General features: G+C 40.1%; 19 protein-coding genes and 1 pseudogene. 10 read left to right on the top strand and 10 right to left on the bottom strand.

Features of this window, described 5'->3' with window-relative positions; translation table 11 throughout:
- Window positions 1-85 precede the first annotated feature (85 nt).
- Window positions 86-466: a helix-turn-helix domain-containing protein gene (locus RMA95_RS07760; RefSeq protein WP_032010152.1), complete on the top strand. Its 381-nt coding sequence runs from the start codon at window positions 86-88 to the stop codon at window positions 464-466.
- Window positions 467-526: 60 nt separating this feature from the next.
- Here the strand turns inward: RMA95_RS07760 and RMA95_RS07755 are convergent, their stop codons facing one another.
- The 7 genes from RMA95_RS07755 to rplU form a co-directional block, all read right to left on the bottom strand.
- On the bottom strand, window positions 527-1,000 hold the full coding sequence (locus RMA95_RS07755; RefSeq protein WP_002051239.1) for a tRNA (cytidine(34)-2'-O)-methyltransferase: 474 nt from the start codon (window positions 998-1,000) through the stop codon (window positions 527-529).
- Window positions 1,001-1,073: 73 nt separating this feature from the next.
- Complete coding sequence (gene cysG, locus RMA95_RS07750; protein WP_311070063.1) at window positions 1,074-2,447, bottom strand: siroheme synthase CysG; 1,374 nt, start codon at window positions 2,445-2,447, stop codon at window positions 1,074-1,076.
- Window positions 2,448-2,514: 67 nt separating this feature from the next.
- Complete coding sequence (gene serS / locus RMA95_RS07745; protein ID WP_017393835.1) at window positions 2,515-3,786, bottom strand: serine--tRNA ligase; 1,272 nt, start codon at window positions 3,784-3,786, stop codon at window positions 2,515-2,517.
- Window positions 3,787-3,904: 118 nt separating this feature from the next.
- On the bottom strand, window positions 3,905-4,693 hold the full coding sequence (locus RMA95_RS07740) for an RsiV family protein (RefSeq protein WP_311070062.1): 789 nt from the start codon (window positions 4,691-4,693) through the stop codon (window positions 3,905-3,907).
- A 132-nt stretch (window positions 4,694-4,825) separates the two neighbouring features.
- The gene (lolA, locus tag RMA95_RS07735) at window positions 4,826-5,521 is read right to left on the bottom strand and encodes an outer membrane lipoprotein chaperone LolA (protein ID WP_002051355.1); all 696 of its coding nucleotides are present in this window, start codon (window positions 5,519-5,521) and stop codon (window positions 4,826-4,828) included.
- A gap of 240 nt (window positions 5,522-5,761) precedes the next feature.
- On the bottom strand, window positions 5,762-6,019 hold the full coding sequence (gene rpmA / locus RMA95_RS07730; protein ID WP_000201632.1) for a 50S ribosomal protein L27: 258 nt from the start codon (window positions 6,017-6,019) through the stop codon (window positions 5,762-5,764).
- 18 nt (window positions 6,020-6,037) lie between these two features.
- Entirely contained in the window at window positions 6,038-6,349 is a 312-nt protein-coding gene (gene rplU / locus RMA95_RS07725; protein WP_000271409.1) for a 50S ribosomal protein L21, read from the bottom strand.
- A 96-nt stretch (window positions 6,350-6,445) separates the two neighbouring features.
- On the opposite strand from rplU, the pseudogene RMA95_RS07720 reads away from it, so the two are divergent.
- The 9 genes and pseudogenes from RMA95_RS07720 to RMA95_RS07680 all read left to right on the top strand — a co-directional run bounded on the left by RMA95_RS07720 (window position 6,446) and on the right by RMA95_RS07680 (window position 17,474).
- Window positions 6,446-6,745 (top strand): annotated as a pseudogene (locus RMA95_RS07720) (hypothetical protein).
- A 46-nt stretch (window positions 6,746-6,791) separates the two neighbouring features.
- A complete protein-coding gene (sdsA, locus tag RMA95_RS07715) occupies window positions 6,792-7,769 on the top strand; it encodes an All-trans-nonaprenyl-diphosphate synthase (RefSeq protein ID WP_079548933.1) in 978 nt (325 codons plus the stop codon).
- A 14-nt stretch (window positions 7,770-7,783) separates the two neighbouring features.
- A complete protein-coding gene (locus RMA95_RS07710; protein WP_311070073.1) occupies window positions 7,784-9,844 on the top strand; it encodes a site-specific recombinase in 2,061 nt (686 codons plus the stop codon).
- Window positions 9,845-10,027: 183 nt separating this feature from the next.
- Complete coding sequence (locus RMA95_RS07705) at window positions 10,028-10,654, top strand: phosphatase PAP2 family protein (protein WP_311070061.1); 627 nt, start codon at window positions 10,028-10,030, stop codon at window positions 10,652-10,654.
- A 24-nt stretch (window positions 10,655-10,678) separates the two neighbouring features.
- Window positions 10,679-11,929, top strand: a complete 1,251-nt coding sequence (gene adeI, locus RMA95_RS07700; RefSeq protein ID WP_263614465.1) for a multidrug efflux RND transporter periplasmic adaptor subunit AdeI — start codon at window positions 10,679-10,681, stop codon at window positions 11,927-11,929.
- 12 nt (window positions 11,930-11,941) lie between these two features.
- Window positions 11,942-15,118 carry a multidrug efflux RND transporter permease subunit AdeJ gene (gene adeJ, locus RMA95_RS07695; protein WP_263614466.1) on the top strand — a complete coding sequence of 1,059 codons (3,177 nt, stop codon included), beginning with the start codon at window positions 11,942-11,944 and terminating at the stop codon, window positions 15,116-15,118.
- A complete protein-coding gene (adeK, locus tag RMA95_RS07690) occupies window positions 15,118-16,572 on the top strand; it encodes a multidrug efflux RND transporter outer membrane channel subunit AdeK (protein WP_311070072.1) in 1,455 nt (484 codons plus the stop codon). Before adeJ ends, adeK begins: the two co-directional genes overlap by 1 nt.
- Before the next feature lie 109 nt (window positions 16,573-16,681).
- The gene (locus RMA95_RS07685) at window positions 16,682-17,032 is read left to right on the top strand and encodes a YbjQ family protein (RefSeq protein ID WP_002051367.1); all 351 of its coding nucleotides are present in this window, start codon (window positions 16,682-16,684) and stop codon (window positions 17,030-17,032) included.
- Window positions 17,033-17,039: 7 nt separating this feature from the next.
- On the top strand, window positions 17,040-17,474 hold the full coding sequence (locus RMA95_RS07680) for a heavy metal-binding domain-containing protein (protein ID WP_311070060.1): 435 nt from the start codon (window positions 17,040-17,042) through the stop codon (window positions 17,472-17,474).
- Here RMA95_RS07680 and RMA95_RS07675 read toward each other — a convergent pair.
- Genes RMA95_RS07675 through RMA95_RS07665 form a run of 3 tightly spaced genes read right to left on the bottom strand, consistent with a single transcriptional unit; the run spans window position 17,471 to window position 19,471 of the window.
- The gene (locus tag RMA95_RS07675) at window positions 17,471-17,905 is read right to left on the bottom strand and encodes a nuclear transport factor 2 family protein (protein ID WP_263614469.1); all 435 of its coding nucleotides are present in this window, start codon (window positions 17,903-17,905) and stop codon (window positions 17,471-17,473) included. The genes RMA95_RS07680 and RMA95_RS07675 overlap by 4 nt on opposite strands.
- Before the next feature lie 54 nt (window positions 17,906-17,959).
- Window positions 17,960-18,766 carry an SDR family NAD(P)-dependent oxidoreductase gene (locus tag RMA95_RS07670; RefSeq protein WP_016803828.1) on the bottom strand — a complete coding sequence of 269 codons (807 nt, stop codon included), beginning with the start codon at window positions 18,764-18,766 and terminating at the stop codon, window positions 17,960-17,962.
- Between the two features lie 27 nt (window positions 18,767-18,793).
- Complete coding sequence (locus RMA95_RS07665) at window positions 18,794-19,471, bottom strand: hypothetical protein (RefSeq protein ID WP_275289763.1); 678 nt, start codon at window positions 19,469-19,471, stop codon at window positions 18,794-18,796.
- Window positions 19,472-19,640 lie beyond the last annotated feature (169 nt).

The raw sequence follows: 19,640 nt of genomic DNA, 5'->3' as shown, positions 1-19,640 counted from the left end.
TTTATGATATATTTTAGAAACTAGGTGTCAATTAGTTACCACTTGGTAACTAGTATATTTTTTTTAAAATAAGTAGGTAAATGGTATGAATGAATGTCTAAAATATAATATTTTTCAACAACATTGCCCTGCTCGTTTATTTTTTGAAAAAATTGCAGACAAGTGGGTTTTACTCATCTTAAACATTCTTGAAGAAGAAACACAGCACTTCAATTTGCTCAAAAAGAATATTCAAGGTATTTCACCTAAAGTCTTGTCACAAAAGTTAAAAATGCTTGAAAGAGACGGCTTTATCGAACGTAAAATTCAAGACACTTCACCTATTCGTGTTGACTATTCACTTACACCATTAGGCCAAAATGTCGCTTCAATGGCATTCCAGTTAAAAGAATGGGCTGAAACAAACATCGAACAAGTTTTAGCAGCACAAATCATCTATGATGAAAAAGTACTAGAACAAGCTTAAATTAAAATTAGATCAAAAAAAATAAGGCCACCAAGGGCCTTATTTTTTGTATTTATAAAACTAACCTAAATTTTTAAAGCCTTGCTGACGCCATGCTTCATAAACAATCACTGCAGTCGCATTAGATAAATTTAAACTTCTAGAATTTTCAGCCATTGGTAAGCGAATCCACTGCTCTTGAGGGAACATCAAACGCACATGCTCAGGCAAGCCGCGTGTTTCTGGTCCCATCAGTAAAGCCACAGGTCGATTCAAATCAACTGTATGCGGAGTTGCAGAACCCTTTGTCGTTAAAGGAAAAACATGCTCAACACCTTTTGACTTTAAGTCTGCAAGGCATGCTTCAATATTGTCCCAAATCTGCATTCTTGCCCATTCATGATAATCAAGCCCTGCACGTTTAAGCTTTTTATCATCAAGCTCAAAACCTAAAGGCTTAACCAAATGCAATTGAGCCCCCGTATTCGCGCATAGTCGAATAATATTCCCTGTGTTTGCAGGGATTTCAGGCTCGTATAGAACAACATGAATCACTTAATTACTCACTTAAATTACTTGTTGGTTAACTCAGGCAATCATTAAATCTATCAAAGAAATTATTAGCCCATTAGTTCCACTGTAACTGTTCACGCAGACGTACGACTTCACCAATAATCGTGAGAGTCGGCGCATGAATTTGATGTTCTGTCACTTTAGATGCGATATCAGCAAGTGACCCCACCACAACCTTTTGTTCAGGGGTTGTACCCTTTGAAATTAATGCAACTGGCATATCTGGACGCTGTCCGTGAGCGATTAATTGCTCACAAATACGTTCCAAGCCGACTAAGCCCATATAAAGAACTAAAGTCTGGTTCTCATATACCAGCTCATTCCAAGGAAGCTCAGGAGAGCCTTCTTTTAAATGGCCAGTTAGAAAACGTACACTCTGAGCATAATCACGATGAGTGAGCGGAATACCCGCATAAGCTGAACAGCCTGACGCTGCCGTAATACCCGGAACCACCTGAAATGGCACACCAGCTTGGAATAATTCTTGGATCTCTTCACCACCACGCCCGAAAATAAACGGATCACCGCCTTTTAAACGACAAACGCGCTTTCCTTGTTGAGCATATTCAACGAGTAAAGCATTGATACCATCTTGGGGAACCGAGTGATTTGAGCGAGCTTTACCGACATATATTTTTGTAGCGTCTCGACGGCATAACTCTAAAATGGGTTGGGATACCAAACGATCATAAATGACCACATCAGCTTGCTGCATTAAACGTAAAGCTTTTAAGGTAAGCAGTTCAGGATCACCAGGACCTGCGCCCACTAAATAAACTTCACCTTTAGGTGCTTTCCATTCCTGCAATGCATGTTCAAGCATGCTATCTGCAACATCTAGGTTGTCGTTAAAAACCTGCTCTTTTAAGGGACTTGCATACAAGTTTTCCCAAAAAATACGGCGTTCATCGGGATTAGAAATTTTTTCTTTAACCTGATTTCGCCATTTTCCTGAAAACTCAGCCAATTTCCCCATTCCATGTGGAATGGATGTCTCTAACTGTGTACGGATTTGTCGAGATAAAACAGGAGATGTCCCATTTGAAGCAACCGAAATCACTAAAGGTGAACGGTCAATAATCGCAGGAACCATAAAGCGGCAATGTGGAATATCATCAACACTATTTACAAGTAAATGACGTACTTCACATTGCTCGAAGACTGTTTTATTGACTTGCGGATCATTGGTCGCGGCAATGACGAGTCGATATGGTGTACTTAAAAACTTCTCAGAGAAAATTTCAACAAAATGCTGACCATTTGTTGTTGTCACTAATTGCAGAAGCTGTTCTTCAATTTCAGGAGCAACAATATCAATTATTGCCCCCGCCTTAGCTAATAAGGTTGCCTTGCGTAAAGCAATATGCCCTCCGCCCACAATCAGACAACGTTGCTGCTGCAACTTCAAAGAGATTGGAAAAATATCCACCTTAAACCTCTACATCAATCATCTGATTATGTTTAAGCAAAAAACGTGCACAATTTAGATGCAAAGCTTAGTCAATAAACGTTGCACCACCCATATATGGGCGTAATACTTCTGGAATCTCGATTGAGCCGTCTTCACGTTGGTAATTTTCCATTACTGCAAGCAAAGTACGTCCTACTGCAAGACCTGAACCATTTAGCGTATGCACTAATTCAGTCTTCTTCTGATCCATACGGAAGCGTGCTTTCATACGACGCGCTTGGAAATCACCCATATTAGAGCAGCTTGAAATCTCACGATATGTATTTTGGCTTGGAACCCATACTTCTAGATCGTAAGTTTTCATCGCACCAAAGCCCATATCACCACCACAGAGCAAAATTTTGCGGTATGGCAAACCAAGTGCCTGCAAAATGCCCTCAGCATGTGCAGTAAGCTCTTCAAGTGCCTGCATAGATGTTTCAGGTTTAACGATTTGCACCATTTCAACTTTATCAAACTGGTGCTGACGGATTAAACCACGTGTATCACGACCATAAGAACCAGCTTCACTACGGAAACATGGTGTATGCGCTGCATATTTTAATGGTAAACGGTCTGCGTCAATGATTTCATCACGAACAAAGTTTGTGACTGGAACTTCAGCTGTAGGAATAAGGTAGTATTCTTTTTCGCCTTGAAGTTTAAATAAATCTTCTTCAAATTTTGGTAATTGTCCTGTCCCACGAAGTGAGTCAGCATTAACCAAATACGGCACATAAGCTTCTGTGTAGCCATTCTTTAAAGTATGGGTATCAAGCATGAACTGAGTTAAAGCACGTTGTAGACGCGCTAAAGGCCCCTTCAACACGCTGAAACGTGAACCAGTGAGCTTAGTCGCAGTTTCAAACTCTAAGCCGCCCATCCACTCGCCTAAATCAGTATGATCTTTGATTTCAAAATCGAACTGACGAGGTGTACCCCATTTTGAGATTTCAACGTTATCACTTTCATCCTTACCAACTGGAACAGATTCATCTGGTAAGTTAGGAATGCTTAGTGCTTTTTGTTCAATCTCGTTTTGTAGTTCTGACAAAGCAACTTCGGCAGCTTTGATCTCATCACCAATGGCCTGCATGCGTGCCATGATTTCAGAAGCGTCACCACCGGATTTTTTAATCTGACCCACTTGTTTAGCACCGGCATTTCGCTCTGCCTGTAACTTTTCAGTTTTTGATTGCAAGTCTTTACGGCGAGTTTCTAAAGATGCCCATTCTTGAACATCTAGCTGAACACCACGTTTTGCCAAAGCTGCATTAACGACTTCAATATTATTTCTGAGTAACTTAGGGTCGATCATAATTAATCATAATATGGGTAAAAAACTGGCTATAGTGTAAGCCCTTAGCACTAAAAAATATAGTGATCATCTTCATATCGAATAGCTTTCACACAATTCTAAGAAGACACAAGATATTTTACATGTTGTAGCTCGGCACACTTGGTAAGTACTCAGGTTTAATGAACTTAGCTGCCTCAAAATACGGCAGTGTTAATTCAGTCATCCCTTCTGCATAAGAAGCTAGCTCATAAACGGGATAAACAAAAACAATCCCATTGGCGCCGTAGTAGTAATTATCACTTAACTGCAGTTTTTCACGGCTAATATTGTGTTCTTGAAGCCAGTTGGTATTCGCATCAAAAAGTGCATCAACGAGTTGTTTTTCTACATCTGGCTTAATAAGTTCAGCAACAGTAATGTGCTTTTTATTTAATAAATCAAAATTTACAAATTCTTGATGTGACATACCATGTGCTGCACCTGCAGAGTATGAGTATGTCTGTAAGGCAAAGGTTGCTAGATTATAATTTTGTCCCAAATAACGGACATAAATTGCACTTTGACTTGAACGAGGCTCCCCCTCTGGTACTTCAACAGGTTTATCAGCCAAGTTTGCAAAAGCATTCGGATCTGCTTTTTTTATACGGTTCGTAAAATAATCATTAATCCATTTTTGATTAGTTTGTACTGTCTGAAAGTCATATTCAGTACAGCCATCTTCAAGACAAACTTTAGATTTTGGTAATTTTACTGGAATTACTTTTGCCTGAATAACAGGAACTTCTGCTTGTTTTTGCTCTTTTACTGAAGCACTAGATGCAGGTTGCTCATCTTTAGCTGCAGATTTTGGCTGACAACCACTTCCTGCCACCATGGCAGCTACCATAGGAAGAATGAAAATAATTTTCTTATCGTAAAGTCGCATGTTAATCCCCGTGTATTCTCTTTTATCACTATACAAAGCGTAAGAATAAGACGGGGTTAAAAAATGTATCTGTGATTGATATATAAAAAGAAAGCCACCCTTTCAGGTGGCTTTCTTAAAGAGGTGCAATAATTATTGGTCAATAATATCTGTGCCTTTAGGTGGCGTAAAATTAAAAGTTGAAGCTGGAATTGAAGCATTCACTTTTACATTATTAAATTTCACATAAGTGGTTTGTCCTAAAGAATCTTGTAACACCATTAATGTCGGTGCTTTGTTGGCACCAAAACTAATCGTTAAGCTTTGGAAAGCGCCATCTTCTTTTTTCGGGAACAACGTAAAATATAATTTAGATTTATCTGGCTGAGTCACTCGGTAAGACTTCATGATTTGACTAGTATTACCAGAGAGCAATAAAGCTGGAGTATCGGCTACTTGCGAATCTAAGCTTTGACGGACAGCTTGTTGTAAATCAGGGTCATAAATCCAGACTGTTTTACCACTCGTCACAATAGTTTGTTTAGACGGACTCACAGTTTCCCAATAAAATTTCCCCGGACGTTCAACTTTCATTGAACCTTTAAATGTCTGGTTCATATGCTGAGCACCTAAGCCTTTTTTCTGTGCTACAGCTTTTGTATTTGCTTTGGTTGTTTGTTCAAAATCGGCAGTTAAACGCTGTAATCCTGATAACTGATTTACCAGGTTCCCAATCGCCTGTTGCTCCGGTGCTGCTACTGGTGCAGCAAACGCTGTAGTACTCATTACAGGAGCAAGCACTGACGCGCTGAGTGTAATAGCACACATGGTTTTACGAAGCATATTCATGTCATCACCTTTTTAGTTGCTGTAAGATAACTTGTTCGCTTTTAATTTCACTAAGCCGAACAAGCTCTTCATTCAAGACCCATATTAACCGACAAACTCTGTGCTAATCATTGAGAAAATAAGATATTTTGTTATGTTATTCATATTGTTTGTAGAATTTCATTCATCATGATGAAGATGAAATTAATGAAATTCCATAAAAAAAGCCCACAAAATGTGGGCTTTTTCTTAAGCTAAAACTTAAACAGTTTCAACTTTTACGTAGCGACGGCCAAATTGACCTTTCACTTCGAATTTTACTACGCCGTCAGCAGTAGCAAATAAAGTATGGTCACGGCCCATACCAACATTTGCACCAGCGTGGAATTCAGTACCACGTTGACGAACGATGATGTTACCAGCAGTTACAGTTTGACCACCGTAAACTTTAACACCTAACATTTTTGGGTTTGAATCACGACCGTTCTTCGTCGATCCACCGGCTTTTTTAGTTGCCATGTCTCTTACTCCTCGTGATTAGCCTGAAATACCAGTAATTTTCAACTCAGTGAACCATTGACGGTGACCTTGTTGCTTACGGTAGTGTTTACGACGACGCATTTTGATAATGCGGATTTTGTCGTGACGACCATGACCAATCACTTCTGCAGTTACTTTAGCGCCAGCTACAACTGGAGCACCGATTTGAATGTTGTCACCGTTTACAACCATTAATACATCATCAAATGTAATAGTTGCGCCAGATTCAGCCTTCAATAATTCAACTTTAAGGGTTTCACCCTCAACTACACGGTGCTGTTTACCACCGCTTTGGATTACTGCGTACATAATGTACTCCAATCAGCCCGTGTCGTCGTGTCGATAAAGGGATATATCGATCTTAAAACGAACGCCACTGGGGTTATACAAGGCGACAGATTTTAAGTGAAATTTGATCAAACGACAAGTGCTTTATCTTTATCTAAGCAATAGAGACCGTTATTCTTACATAATAAAAACAGCTTCAATTCGAATTTAGTACTTTTCATTGATTCTGAATGGAATTTAAAATACAGTTCCAAACACAACTTGCAACAAGAACAAGCTGTATTCATGTTGACGTTATTAAAATTTATTGTTTTGTCGGAAACACATCGTTTTGCCGAAATAAAGAACAAAGAACTCTTCATGAACCTACAAATGATTAATATCAATTGCTTGTTTCCCTGTTTAATGCACTTTTAATTGATACACTAACGCCACTTATCACCAATACGGGGTTTTTCTTCATATGGTCATCGATTTTAAGCAAGACATTCTCGCTCCTGTTGCTACAGACTTTGCTGCGATGGATCACTTGATTAATGAAGGAATTAGCTCAAAAGTCGGCTTGGTCATGTCGGTCAGTAAACATGTTGTTGAAGCTGGCGGCAAACGTATGCGCCCGATCATGTGTTTACTTGCAGCACGAGCTTGTGGTCTGGACAATATGCAAAATGCACAGCGTCTGGCTGCCATTATTGAAATGCTTCATACCGCAACTTTAGTGCATGATGATGTGGTCGATGAATCTGGGCTTCGCCGTGGCCGCCCTACTGCCAACGCAACTTGGAACAACCAAACTGCTGTGTTAGTAGGTGACTTCCTTATTGCTCGCGCTTTTGATCTATTGGTTGATTTAAACAACATGACCTTATTAAAAGATTTCTCAACAGGTACATGTGAAATCGCTGAAGGTGAAGTACTACAACTTCAATCTCAGCATCAACCGGATACAACCGAAGAAACATATTTAAAAATTATTCACGGGAAAACTTCTCGTTTATTTGAACTTGCAACTGAAGGTGCTGCCATTTTGGCTGGGCAAGAAGCCTACCGTGAACCTTTAAGATTATTTGCAGGTCATTTTGGAAATGCATTCCAAATTATTGACGATATTTTAGACTACACTTCAGATGCTGAAACATTAGGTAAAAATATTGGTGATGATTTGATGGAAGGTAAACCGACTTTACCGTTAATTTCAGCATTAGCACATTCAACGGGTGAAGAACACGCCATTATTCGTCGTAGCATTGCGACTGGTGGGGTTGACCAATTATCCAAAGTTATTGAAATTGTACAAAAGTCTGGTGCTTTAGATTATTGCCAGCGCCGTGCCCAAGAAGAAACAGAAGCAGCACTGCAAGCCTTATCAATCTTGCCTGATACACCTTATCGCCAAGCATTGATTAACCTCACTCGGCTTGCATTACATCGAATACAGTAGATATTATTTTGCCTATGCATATAAATTTTTCAGATCATTTTTTAAAAATCCAGAAACAGCTTGAAAATCCTCAAGCTGTTATCGACGAAAATATTCTCATTGACCTAGTCAATGCTTTACGGCCATCCGATCCTCACGATACGGATGAAATAGAGCAAAAAATACAAGCACTTATTGATAGCTTATTACTTACTCCTACCGCTCCTGCTCTTTTACAAACCTTTTTATTACGTTTAATTAATCAATATAAGCAAGTGAGCTTATATGCAGATAGCGGCATTTTGTCTTTAGATGGTTTCTGGAACCAACTTGGACAAAGACTTGGTGGCCATTTTCTGCCACTCATTGAAGATGTCAGCCAGCTCAAAATTTTGATTGGAAAAATTTTCTATTTAGAAAGTGATTCAGTCTGGTTAAACAATGTTGATGACAAAGATTGGGCAACGTTATTCGGTTTAATTGGGCAAAGTAATAGCAATGTCGATGAAAAACATGCCATTCAACGAGAAATGATTAAGGCGATTACTGTCTTATCTTATCGTATTAGTGGTATTGGGCTTTATCCTGAATTTATTAATGCTCAGCCTGAGTTAACTGAATATGAATCACCGTTTTTAGTACAAAACCGTGAAATTATTGAGTTTATTGAAAAGTATAAAAAACAAGATATTTCTAGCAATGACATTGCAGTCATTCCCCCACCAGATGCATCTCAAGCATTTGTAATGTTGGAACAATGCCGTGACGTCGTTTTAAAAATACGTCGGGCCACCAAAAGAATCGGTGTTAGTTTAAGTTTGACTTATTTGCTGTCTTTGCTTGAGCAATGTTTAGATCGAATTGAATTATTACTCTACTTGGTCGTAGACGACAGTGAAGGACGCTATATTTCTTTAGGGAATTTAATTTCGGACTTAACTAAAGCACATTATAGTGAAAAAAGTGTCCGCTCTTTACTAAGTACCACCAGTGAACTCATCGCCTTTCAGGTCACAGAAAATGCAAGTCGTACTGGTGAGCACTATGTGAGTACAGACACTAAAGGCTTTTGGGGTATGTATAAAGCCGCTGCTGGTGCAGGTGTCATTATTGCCTGTATGGCATCCTTAAAAATTCTTGCTGCACGTATGACGATGGCCCCGCTTATGCAAGCCTTTACGTTCAGCATGAACTATTCACTCGGCTTTATTCTGATTCACGTATTGCACTTTACTGTTGCGACAAAACAACCAGCAATGACAGCCGCTGCCCTTGCAGCCACTGTTCAGCAACGTAAAGGCTCTAAAACTGCACAAATTGCAGAGTTAGCAGCACTCATTATCAATATTATTCGAACTCAGTTTATTGCTATTTTGGGTAATATCTCGATTGCAATCCCTACTGCCGCACTTATTACCTTTGCTTGGCAGTTTTATCTAGATGAACCTTTATTAACCCATACCAAAGCCACTTCTCTTTTACACAGCTTAAATCCATTTACATCTTTAGCCGTTCCACATGCAGCAATTGCAGGCGTATGTTTGTTCTTGTCGGGTCTTATTGCAGGCTACTTCGACAACATGGCTGTTTATAGAAAAGTAGGACCTCGTTTAAAAGCACACCGACGTTTACGCAGTTTATTTGGGCAAGAACGCCTAAACCGTTTTGCTGAATATATTGAACGTAATTTAGGTGCGCTTGCTGGTAACTTCCTGTTCGGTGTCATGCTAGGAAGTATGGGAACAATCGGCTTTATTCTAGGTTTACCTTTAGATATTCGTCATATTGCCTTTGCATCAGCGAACTTTATTCAAGGTTTAATGACCATTAACGGTAGTCCAGATATTGGCTTGATTATTGTTTCATTTTTAGGTGTGCTCTGTATTGGCCTTACTAACCTATTCGTAAGTTTCACCTTAACGATTATTGTGGCTCTACGTGCACGTCGTGTTCGCTTTGAACAATGGAAGCCATTAGCTAAACTGGTCATGACCCATTTTCTTACCCGACCAAGTGACTTCTTCTGGCCACCGAAACAGCCTCTAGAATTAGAAGAAAATAACCAAACAAGTGGCGGAAAAAAAGCAGAACACTAGCGTTTTGCTTTGTACACAAATTGTGAATTCCGTCAATTTTGTTGTGATTGTTTTTCCAAATGTTAAAAAAAATTCAAAATGAATTTACGATGATCTATCAGGCTTGAAAAAAAGTGTACTGGCAAGTACACTTTCAACGGCATTCAGTAGTAAAACACTACATGAATAAGCAAAGGTGTGTATATGCCCTATCTATTGCTTTGTATTGGTTGCGTTTTTTTAGGATTAGGTGTTCTTGGTCTGGTTGTACCAAGTCTTCAATCTTTGGACTTGCTCACCGTTCAAACATTGAGTCATCATCGTTTAGATTATCTTAATACTATAACTGCCTTTCTTGCACGCGTAGGCGGCATGCCTTTTGTATGTTTTTTATCCTTTCTAGTATGTGTATATTTAGCATGGTATAAAAAATATATTACTGTTATTTTCATTAGCTTGGGAGTTATTGGCAGTATCACCATTGGTTGGCTGCTCAAGTGGTGTATTAATCGGCCTAGACCTCCTGAGGCATATCATATCGTTGAAAGTTACGGTGCATCGTTCCCAAGTGCACATAGTGTTTATGCATCAACACTGGCTTGTCTGGCAATGATTATGTTATGCCGTAAGCACAACATTAACTCTCCTTATATTGTTTTGATCTCCTGTCTTTGGTTTGTGTGTATGGGGCTTTCAAGAATATATGCAGGAGTTCATTTCCCAACAGACGTATTCGCTGGTTGGGGTATTGGTTTTATTTGGATTGCACTGCTTTGGCTCTGGTTATTACAAACACAAAGTAGGTTAAGTAGAAAACAAATATATTTTTAGATTTTATCTAAACGAGGTGGAACAATGATGTCGGCTAAGCTTTGGGCACCAGCCCTTACTGCTTGCGCATTAGCAACAAGTATCGCGCTTGTTGGTTGTAGCAAAGGCTCCGATGAGAAACAGCAAGCTGCTGCTGCTCAGAAAATGCCGCCTGCAGAAGTAGGTGTTATTGTTGCTCAACCACAAAGTGTTGAACAAAGCGTTGAGCTTTCAGGCCGTACTTCAGCATATCAAATTTCTGAAGTTCGTCCTCAAACAAGTGGCGTGATTTTAAAACGTTTATTTGCTGAAGGAAGCTATGTTCGTGAAGGTCAGGCGCTCTATGAGCTCGACTCTAGAACGAACCGCGCAACGTTAGAAAATGCAAAAGCATCACTCCTACAACAACAGGCAAATCTAGCTTCACTACGTACCAAGTTAAATCGTTATAAACAACTTGTTTCTAGTAATGCTGTGTCTAAACAGGAATATGATGACTTACTTGGTCAAGTCAATGTCTCAGAAGCACAAGTTGCTGCAGCTAAGGCTCAAGTAACAAATGCGAATGTAGATCTTGGTTATTCTACAATTCGCTCTCCTATTTCTGGACAATCTGGGCGTTCTTCAGTAACGGCTGGTGCTTTAGTTACTGCAAACCAGACTGACCCATTAGTAACGATTCAGCAGTTAGATCCAATCTATGTTGATATTAATCAGTCTAGCGCCGAGTTGTTACGTTTACGTCAGCAATTAAGTAAAGGCAGTTTAAACAACAGTAACAACACGAAAGTAAAATTAAAGCTTGAAGATGGTTCTACCTATCCAATCGAAGGGCAACTTGCTTTCTCTGACGCTTCTGTAAACCAAGATACAGGAACAATTACTTTACGTGCTGTATTCTCTAACCCGAATCATTTATTGCTTCCGGGTATGTATACCACTGCACAAATTGTTCAGGGTGTTGTTCCAAATGCTTATCTGATTCCACAAGCTGCCGTTACACGTTTACCTACAGGTCAAGCTGTAGCAATGCTTGTTAATGCCAAAGGGGCTGTTGAGAGTCGTCCAATTGAAACCTCAGGGGTTCAAGGACAAAACTGGATTGTGACTAACGGCTTAAAAGCTGGCGATAAAGTCATTGTTGATGGCGTTGCCAAAGTTAAAGAAGGGCAACAAGTAACAGCAAAACCTTATCAAGCTCAACCAGCAAATCCTCAAGGTGCAGCGCCAAATGCTGCGAAACCGGCTCAATCAGGTAAACCTCAAGCAGAACAGAAAGCAGCTTCAAATGCATAAGGGGTAGATTGAATGGCACAATTTTTTATTCATCGCCCCATATTTGCGTGGGTGATTGCATTAGTCATTATGTTGGCGGGTATTCTGACGCTAACAAAAATGCCTATTGCACAGTATCCAACGATTGCACCACCGACTGTCACAATTGCAGCGACTTATCCTGGTGCGTCGGCTGAAACAGTTGAAAACACCGTAACCCAGATCATTGAACAACAAATGAATGGTCTCGATGGCTTACGTTATATTTCTTCTAACAGTGCTGGTAACGGTCAAGCATCTATTCAATTAAACTTTGAACAAGGTGTTGACCCTGATATTGCACAGGTTCAAGTTCAAAACAAATTGCAATCTGCAACTGCACTTTTACCTGAAGATGTACAACGACAAGGTGTAACAGTAACTAAATCTGGTGCGAGTTTCTTGCAAGTTATTGCATTCTATTCACCAGATAACAACCTTTCAGACTCAGACATTAAAGACTATGTAAACTCATCAATTAAAGAACCGCTTAGCCGTGTTGCTGGTGTTGGTGAAGTAACAGTCTTTGGTGGTTCATACGCGATGCGTATTTGGCTCGATCCAGCTAAATTAACAAGTTACCAACTCACACCTAGTGATATTGCAACTGCGTTACAAGCGCAGAACTCGCAAGTTGCTGTAGGTCAGTTAGGTGGTGCACCTGCTGTACAAGGTCAAGTACTTAACGCAACTGTAAATGCGCAAAGCTTATTACAGACACCTGAACAGTTTAAAAATATCTTCTTAAAGAACACAGCATCAGGTGCTGAGGTTCGTTTAAAAGATGTTGCTCGTGTAGAGTTAGGTTCTGATAACTATCAGTTCGATTCGAAGTTTAATGGCAAACCAGCGGCTGGTCTTGCAATTAAAATTGCAACTGGTGCGAACGCACTTGATACAGCAGCAGCTGTTGAACAACGTTTGTCTGAATTACGTAAGAACTATCCAGCAGGTTTACAAGATAAACTCGCTTATGACACGACTCCATTTATCCGTCTTTCAATTGAAAGTGTTGTACACACGCTAATTGAAGCCGTGATTTTGGTATTCATTGTCATGTTCCTATTTTTACAAAACTGGCGCGCAACGATTATTCCAACGCTTGCAGTTCCAGTAGTTGTATTAGGTACATTTGCAGTTATTAATATCTTTGGTTTCTCAATTAACACTTTAACCATGTTCGCTATGGTATTGGCAATCGGTCTTCTGGTCGATGACGCCATTGTTGTAGTTGAAAACGTTGAACGTGTAATGAGTGAGGACCATACCGATCCGGTTACAGCAACTTCTCGTTCAATGCAGCAGATTTCTGGTGCGTTAGTGGGTATTACTAGCGTATTGACTGCGGTATTCGTACCAATGGCATTCTTTGGTGGTACAACAGGTGTAATTTACCGTCAGTTCTCGATTACCCTTGTAACAGCAATGGTTCTGTCGTTAATTGTGGCGTTAACCTTCACCCCTGCTCTTTGTGCAACAATCTTAAAACAGCATGATCCAAATAAAGAACCAAGCAATAATATCTTTGCGCGTTTCTTTAGAAGCTTTAACAACGGTTTTGACCGTATGTCGCATAGCTACCAAAATGGTGTTAGCCGCATGCTTAAAGGCAAAATCTTCTCAGGCGTGCTTTATGCTGTTGTAGTTGCCCTTTTAGTATTCTTGTTCCAAAAACTCCCATCTTCATTCTTACCAGAAGAAGATCAGGGTGTGGTGATGACACTTGTTCAATTACCACCAAATGCAACGCTTGACCGTACAGGTAAAGTGATTGACACCATGACTAACTTCTTCATGAATGAAAAAGACACTGTGGAATCTATTTTCACCGTATCTGGTTTCTCATTCACGGGTGTGGGTCAAAATGCTGGTATTGGCTTCGTTAAGTTGAAAGACTGGAGCAAACGTACAACACCAGAAACTCAAATCGGCGCATTAATTAAGCGTGGTATGGCATTAAACATGATCATTAAAGATGCATCATACGTTATGCCATTACAGCTTCCTGCAATGCCTGAATTGGGTGTAACTGCCGGATTTAACTTGCAGCTTAAAGATTCAAGTGGTCAAGGCCATGAGAAACTGATTGCAGCTCGTAACACCATTTTAGGCTTAGCATCACAAGATAAACGCCTGATGGGTGTACGTCCAAATGGTCAGGAAGATACGCCTCAGTATCAAATTAATGTAGATCAAGCTCAAGCTGGCGCGATGGGTGTGAGCATTGCTGACATCAACAATACAATGCGTATTGCATGGGGTGGTTCATACATTAACGATTTCGTTGACCGTGGTCGTGTGAAGAAAGTTTATGTTCAAGGCGATGCGGATACTCGTATGATGCCTGAAGACTTAAACAAATGGTATGTACGTAATAACAAAGGTGTGATGGTTCCATTCTCTGCATTTGCTACAGGTAAATGGACTTATGGTTCTCCACGTCTTGAACGTTATAACGGCGTGTCATCGGTTAACATTCAAGGTACTCCTGCACCTGGCGTAAGCTCTGGTGACTCAATGAAAGCAATGGAAGAAATTATTGGTAAGTTACCATCTATGGGCTTACAAGGTTTCGACTATGAATGGACAGGTTTATCACTTGAAGAACGTGAGTCTGGTGCTCAAGCTCCATTCTTATACGCACTTTCATTGTTAATCGTATTCCTTTGCTTAGCTGCATTATATGAAAGCTGGTCTATTCCGTTCTCGGTTTTACTTGTGGTACCACTTGGTGTCATTGGTGCACTTGTATTGACCTACTTGGGCATGATTATTAAAGGAGATCCAAATCTCTCAAATAACATTTACTTCCAGGTGGCGATTATTGCGGTGATCGGTCTTTCGGCAAAAAATGCGATCTTGATTGTTGAGTTCGCAAAAGAATTGCAGGAAAAAGGTGAAGATCTGCTTGATGCAACCTTACATGCTGCAAAAATGCGTTTACGTCCAATTATCATGACGACCCTTGCCTTCGGTTTTGGTGTACTTCCACTTGCTCTTTCAACAGGTGCTGGTGCAGGAAGTCAGCACTCAGTAGGCTTCGGTGTACTTGGTGGCGTACTCAGCGCGACATTCTTAGGTATCTTCTTTATCCCTGTATTCTATGTGTGGATTCGTAGTATCTTTAAGTACAAACCAAAAACCATAAACACTCAGGAGCATAAATCGTGATGCAAAAAGTATGGTCTATTTCAGGTCGTAGCATTGCGGTATCTGCACTTGCGCTTGCTTTGGCAGCTTGTCAAAGCATGCGCGGCCCAGAACCAGTCGTGAAAACCGATATTCCACAGAGCTATGCATATAAAAGCGCTTCTGGTACATCTATTGCTGAACAGGGCTACAAACAGTTCTTTGCTGACCCGCGTTTGCTGGAAGTAATCGACTTGGCTCTTGCGAATAACCGTGATTTACGTAAAGCAACGCTCAATATTGAACGTGCTCAAGAGCAATATCAGATTACGAAGAACAACCAGCTTCCAACGATTGGAGCAAGTGGTAGTGCAATTCGTCAGGTTACGCCAAGTCGTGACCCGAATAACCCCTACTCTACTTACCAAGTAGGTTTGGGTGTAACTGCTTATGAGCTTGATTTCTGGGGCCGTGTTCGTAGTCTAAAAGACGCTGCTTTAGATAATTACCTCTCAACGCAAAGTGCGCGTGATTCGACTCAGATCAGCTTGATCAGCCAAGTTGCTCAAGCATGGTTGAATTATTCGTTTGCAACAGCAAACTTAAGACTTGCAGAGCAAACGCTTAAAGCACAGCAAGATTCTTACAATCTCAACAAAAAGCGTTTTGATGTAGGTATCGACAGTGAAGTTCCATTACGTCAAGCACAGATTTCTGTAGAAACTGCGCGTAATGATGTAGCGAACTACAAGACTCAAATTGCTCAAGCACAAAACTTGTTGAACTTACTTGTGGGTCAACCCGTTGCACAAAACTTGTTGCCAACACAACCTGTGAAACGTATTGCTCAGCAAAATGTATTCACTGCCGGTTTACCAAGTGACTTGCTAAACAACCGTCCAGATGTAAAAGCAGCTGAATATAACTTAAGCGCTGCGGGTGCGAATATTGGTGCTGCAAAAGCACGTTTATTCCCAACCATTAGCTTAACGGGTTCAGCAGGTTATGCTTCAACTGATTTAAGTGATCTATTTAAGTCTGGTGGTTTTGCATGGTCAATTGGTCCAAGCTTAGATTTACCAATCTTTGACTGGGGTACTCGTCGTGCCAATGTGAAAATTTCTGAAACTGATCAGAAAATTGCATTGTCTGACTATGAAAAATCAGTTCAGTCTGCATTCCGTGAAGTGAATGATGCACTTGCTACGCGTGCCAACATTGGTGACCGTTTAACAGCGCAACAACGTTTGGTAGAAGCAACTAACCGCAACTACACACTTTCAAATGCTCGCTTCCGTGCTGGTATTGACAGTTACTTGACGGTTCTTGATGCACAGCGTTCATCTTATTCAGCAGAACAAGGTTTGTTATTGCTTCAACAAGCAAACTTAAACAACCAAATCGAGTTATATAAAACTCTAGGTGGTGGTTTAAAAGCAAATACTTCAGATACAGTGGCACATCAGCCATCAAGTGCTGAACTTAAAAAGCAATAAGCTTTAAATCATGTTCTTATAAAAGCTCACTTCGGTGGGCTTTTTTATTGCAACTCATCTGAATATTTTTTATCTTGAAACCTTAAGAAATTTAGATTGATAAAAAACAATGTTATTAAGTAATTTAGAAAGTGTTCCGGGCCATCAAATTTTAAAGCAACTCGATGTTGTTTATGGAAGCACTGTTCGTAGCAAACATGTGGGCCGTGACCTCATGGCAAGTTTAAAAAATATTGTGGGTGGTGAACTCACGGGCTACACCGAACTTTTAGAAGAATCCCGCCAAGAAGCCATGGATCGTATGATTGCCAAAGCCCAGCAGCTTGGTGCGAATGCAATTGTTGGTATTCGTTTTTCAACTTCAAACATTGCCCAAGGCGCTTCAGAGCTATTTGTATATGGCACAGCAGTCGTGGTGCAACCGCAAGCTCCACATCTACCAGATCCATTTAATGCATAGGTAGAAAATGGAAAATCTTATTTTTCAGCTTGTTGTTTTTCTCATTCTTTTCAGTATCGGTTGGGCTTTTGGCCGTCATATTGAACAAAAACATTTGAATGAACTTCTAGAAAAAGAGCAACAATTTGCCCATATCAGAATTGATACCAATCGTTTTGCAACAAGTGATCAGTTGGGCCACTTTATTAGCAGTAATGTGGTCATTTCACATGACTATTTTAAATATGTACTGGCTTCTATAAAAAATGTTTTAGGTGGTCGTCTTAGCAGTTATGAAAGTATAGTTGAACGTGCTCGTCGTGAAGCGATTATTCGTTTAAAACAACAAGCACATAGTGTGGGTACTAACCATATTATGGGAGTTCGGCTGAGTACAACCGAACTCGGTATGCAAGGCGGAATGGTTGAAGTTTTTGCTTATGGTACAGCAGTCAAAGACTAGCACTGCCCCATAGCAGAAAAATGTATACGCGGATTGCCAATACTTTTAGTTAAGTGTTGGCAAATTCCGGTAATTTTCCATTTGTCCTGTTGTTTTGCCAAAGTAAAATAATAGCGACCAAAAGAATGAAAATAATCATTTTCCGAAAAACGGTAAATTTGATAATTACACTCTAGCCATGCACGGTCTTGTTCAATCCGAATAAGAGGATTACTCAAATTGTGCTGTAGTCGCAAATGTGACAAAGCTTGTTGCCGTGAACCTTTATATTCATGACAAGACACCACACATAAAGGTTCTCCTCTAAACTGGAAATAGTCCACCTCAAGTTGATCGGCCAATAACTCATCAAACGCATCCCAATTTTTCTGGTCAAAGACCAATTGAAAACGCGTTACAACGTCTAAGATACGATGGTAGTCTTGATCCATGGTGAACCTTCTATGTAGGTTTTTCCATCAATTTAGCACGGCGAAATCTCTTTTTTATTTCACTTTTGTTTTTCGAATCATTTTATAGAGTAATTTCGGGGACATACGGGAAACCATTACACCTAATTTTTCTTTCGTTCCGCCCACTACTATATACTCTTGCCCTTGCATTAATGCCTTAACTGACTGTTCTGCAAAAACATCTGCTTCCAATCCATTTTCAATTGCTTCGTCTTGATGGCCTTGAGGCTGCCCTGCACCATTTAACGCATTAAATGAAACATTGGTTTTTACAAAGCCTGGGAAAATCACAGAAACTTCAACGCCCTGATCTGAAACTTCAGCACGTAAACTGTTGGCCCACATGTGAATTGCAGCTTTAGCAGCCGAATAACTTGCACGATACTGCGTACCTAATAGCCCTGCTACACTAGAGACAAATACAACTCGGCCAGACTTTTGTTTGAGCATCGTCGGCAGCACAGTTTTGGTTAAAGCCACTTGCGAGAAATAATCGACTTCCATAATGGCTCTTTCAGTTTCCATTGTGGTGTCCTGAATCAAAGCACGTTGACTTAAACCTGCATTATTAATGAGCCAGTCGATTCGACCTTTGGCTTTTAAAATCTGCTCATACGCTTCTTGAACTTGCTGTTGGTTGGTAATGTCTGCAACTACCGACAAATGCTGGTCTGGATGGAGTAAACCAACGCGAACTTCTTCTAATTCTTCAAAGCGGCGTGAAGTTAAAATCACTTGAGCACCTTGCAGAGCAAACTCACCAGCTAAAGCTTTCCCTAAACCAGAAGATGCTCCAGTAATCCACACCACTTTATTTTGCAAAGTATCAAGTTTGGCCATGCTTTAAATTCCTATTATCTTTTTAAATTATGCTGCTTGATGCATAAAGGCCAAAAAGTGATTGATATAGTGAGTTGCTGTGGTCTGATCAACCTGCGTCCCCAATTTTTCCAAACGTTTATAGCCCAAATGCGTTGTCATATTAATGACCCCATTTAGGGTTTTATCGACAACTAAATTAAATTTTAAACGTTTTTTAGGTTCACGTACTAGGCTTGTTACGCCTAAATCCACAATTTGAATCAAGGTTTGAAAAGCTTCTTCTACGCTTTGCATATTGCCCGCGCGTATTTGCTCGGTCAGTGTTTGGGCTTGTTGCACAAGTTGAGGTGTGATCGGGTACGTAATATAAACATCTTGCTCACGTTCTTTCATGAGTGACGTCATATAATCAACTAAAGGTAAAAGTCGTTCATTACCAAAAAAAGAAACTGACCAAGGCATATACTTTCGGAAAGTATCTAAAATTTGTTGAAGAACTTTCTCAGATTCTTGGCGCTGCTTTTCGGTCATGGTCGAGTTGCCTTGCTCTCCTTGTAACAATACGGAGAACACTTGCTCAATAATTTCGCAAGATAAATCGGAAAGAACACTACCTAATACTTTGGACTGGCTTTCTTTTACCCCAGCGTGCAATTTCTCTCGAATCGCAGCAAATTGCGTATAGGTCGAGTCGGAAATTTTCAAAAAAACTTTGTAGCTCATGAGTCGCATCCCTTATCAATTCTTTTGTAATTTTTGTGCCGTGCCGCTACACGATTAAATTGTGATCCATGCTTCATAAATCTACCGTTTTTTGAAAAAAATACAAAACCGTTTATCTGTTTTCAGCACATTAATTTCGAGGCATTTTTTTGCTACAATAGATGCAATT

Origin of the sequence: Acinetobacter sp. V110_1, from assembly GCF_031798975.1 — a bacterium.
Taxonomy (GTDB): Bacteria; Pseudomonadota; Gammaproteobacteria; order Pseudomonadales; family Moraxellaceae; genus Acinetobacter; species Acinetobacter nosocomialis_A.
This window is presented reverse-complemented; position numbering and strand designations above follow the sequence as displayed.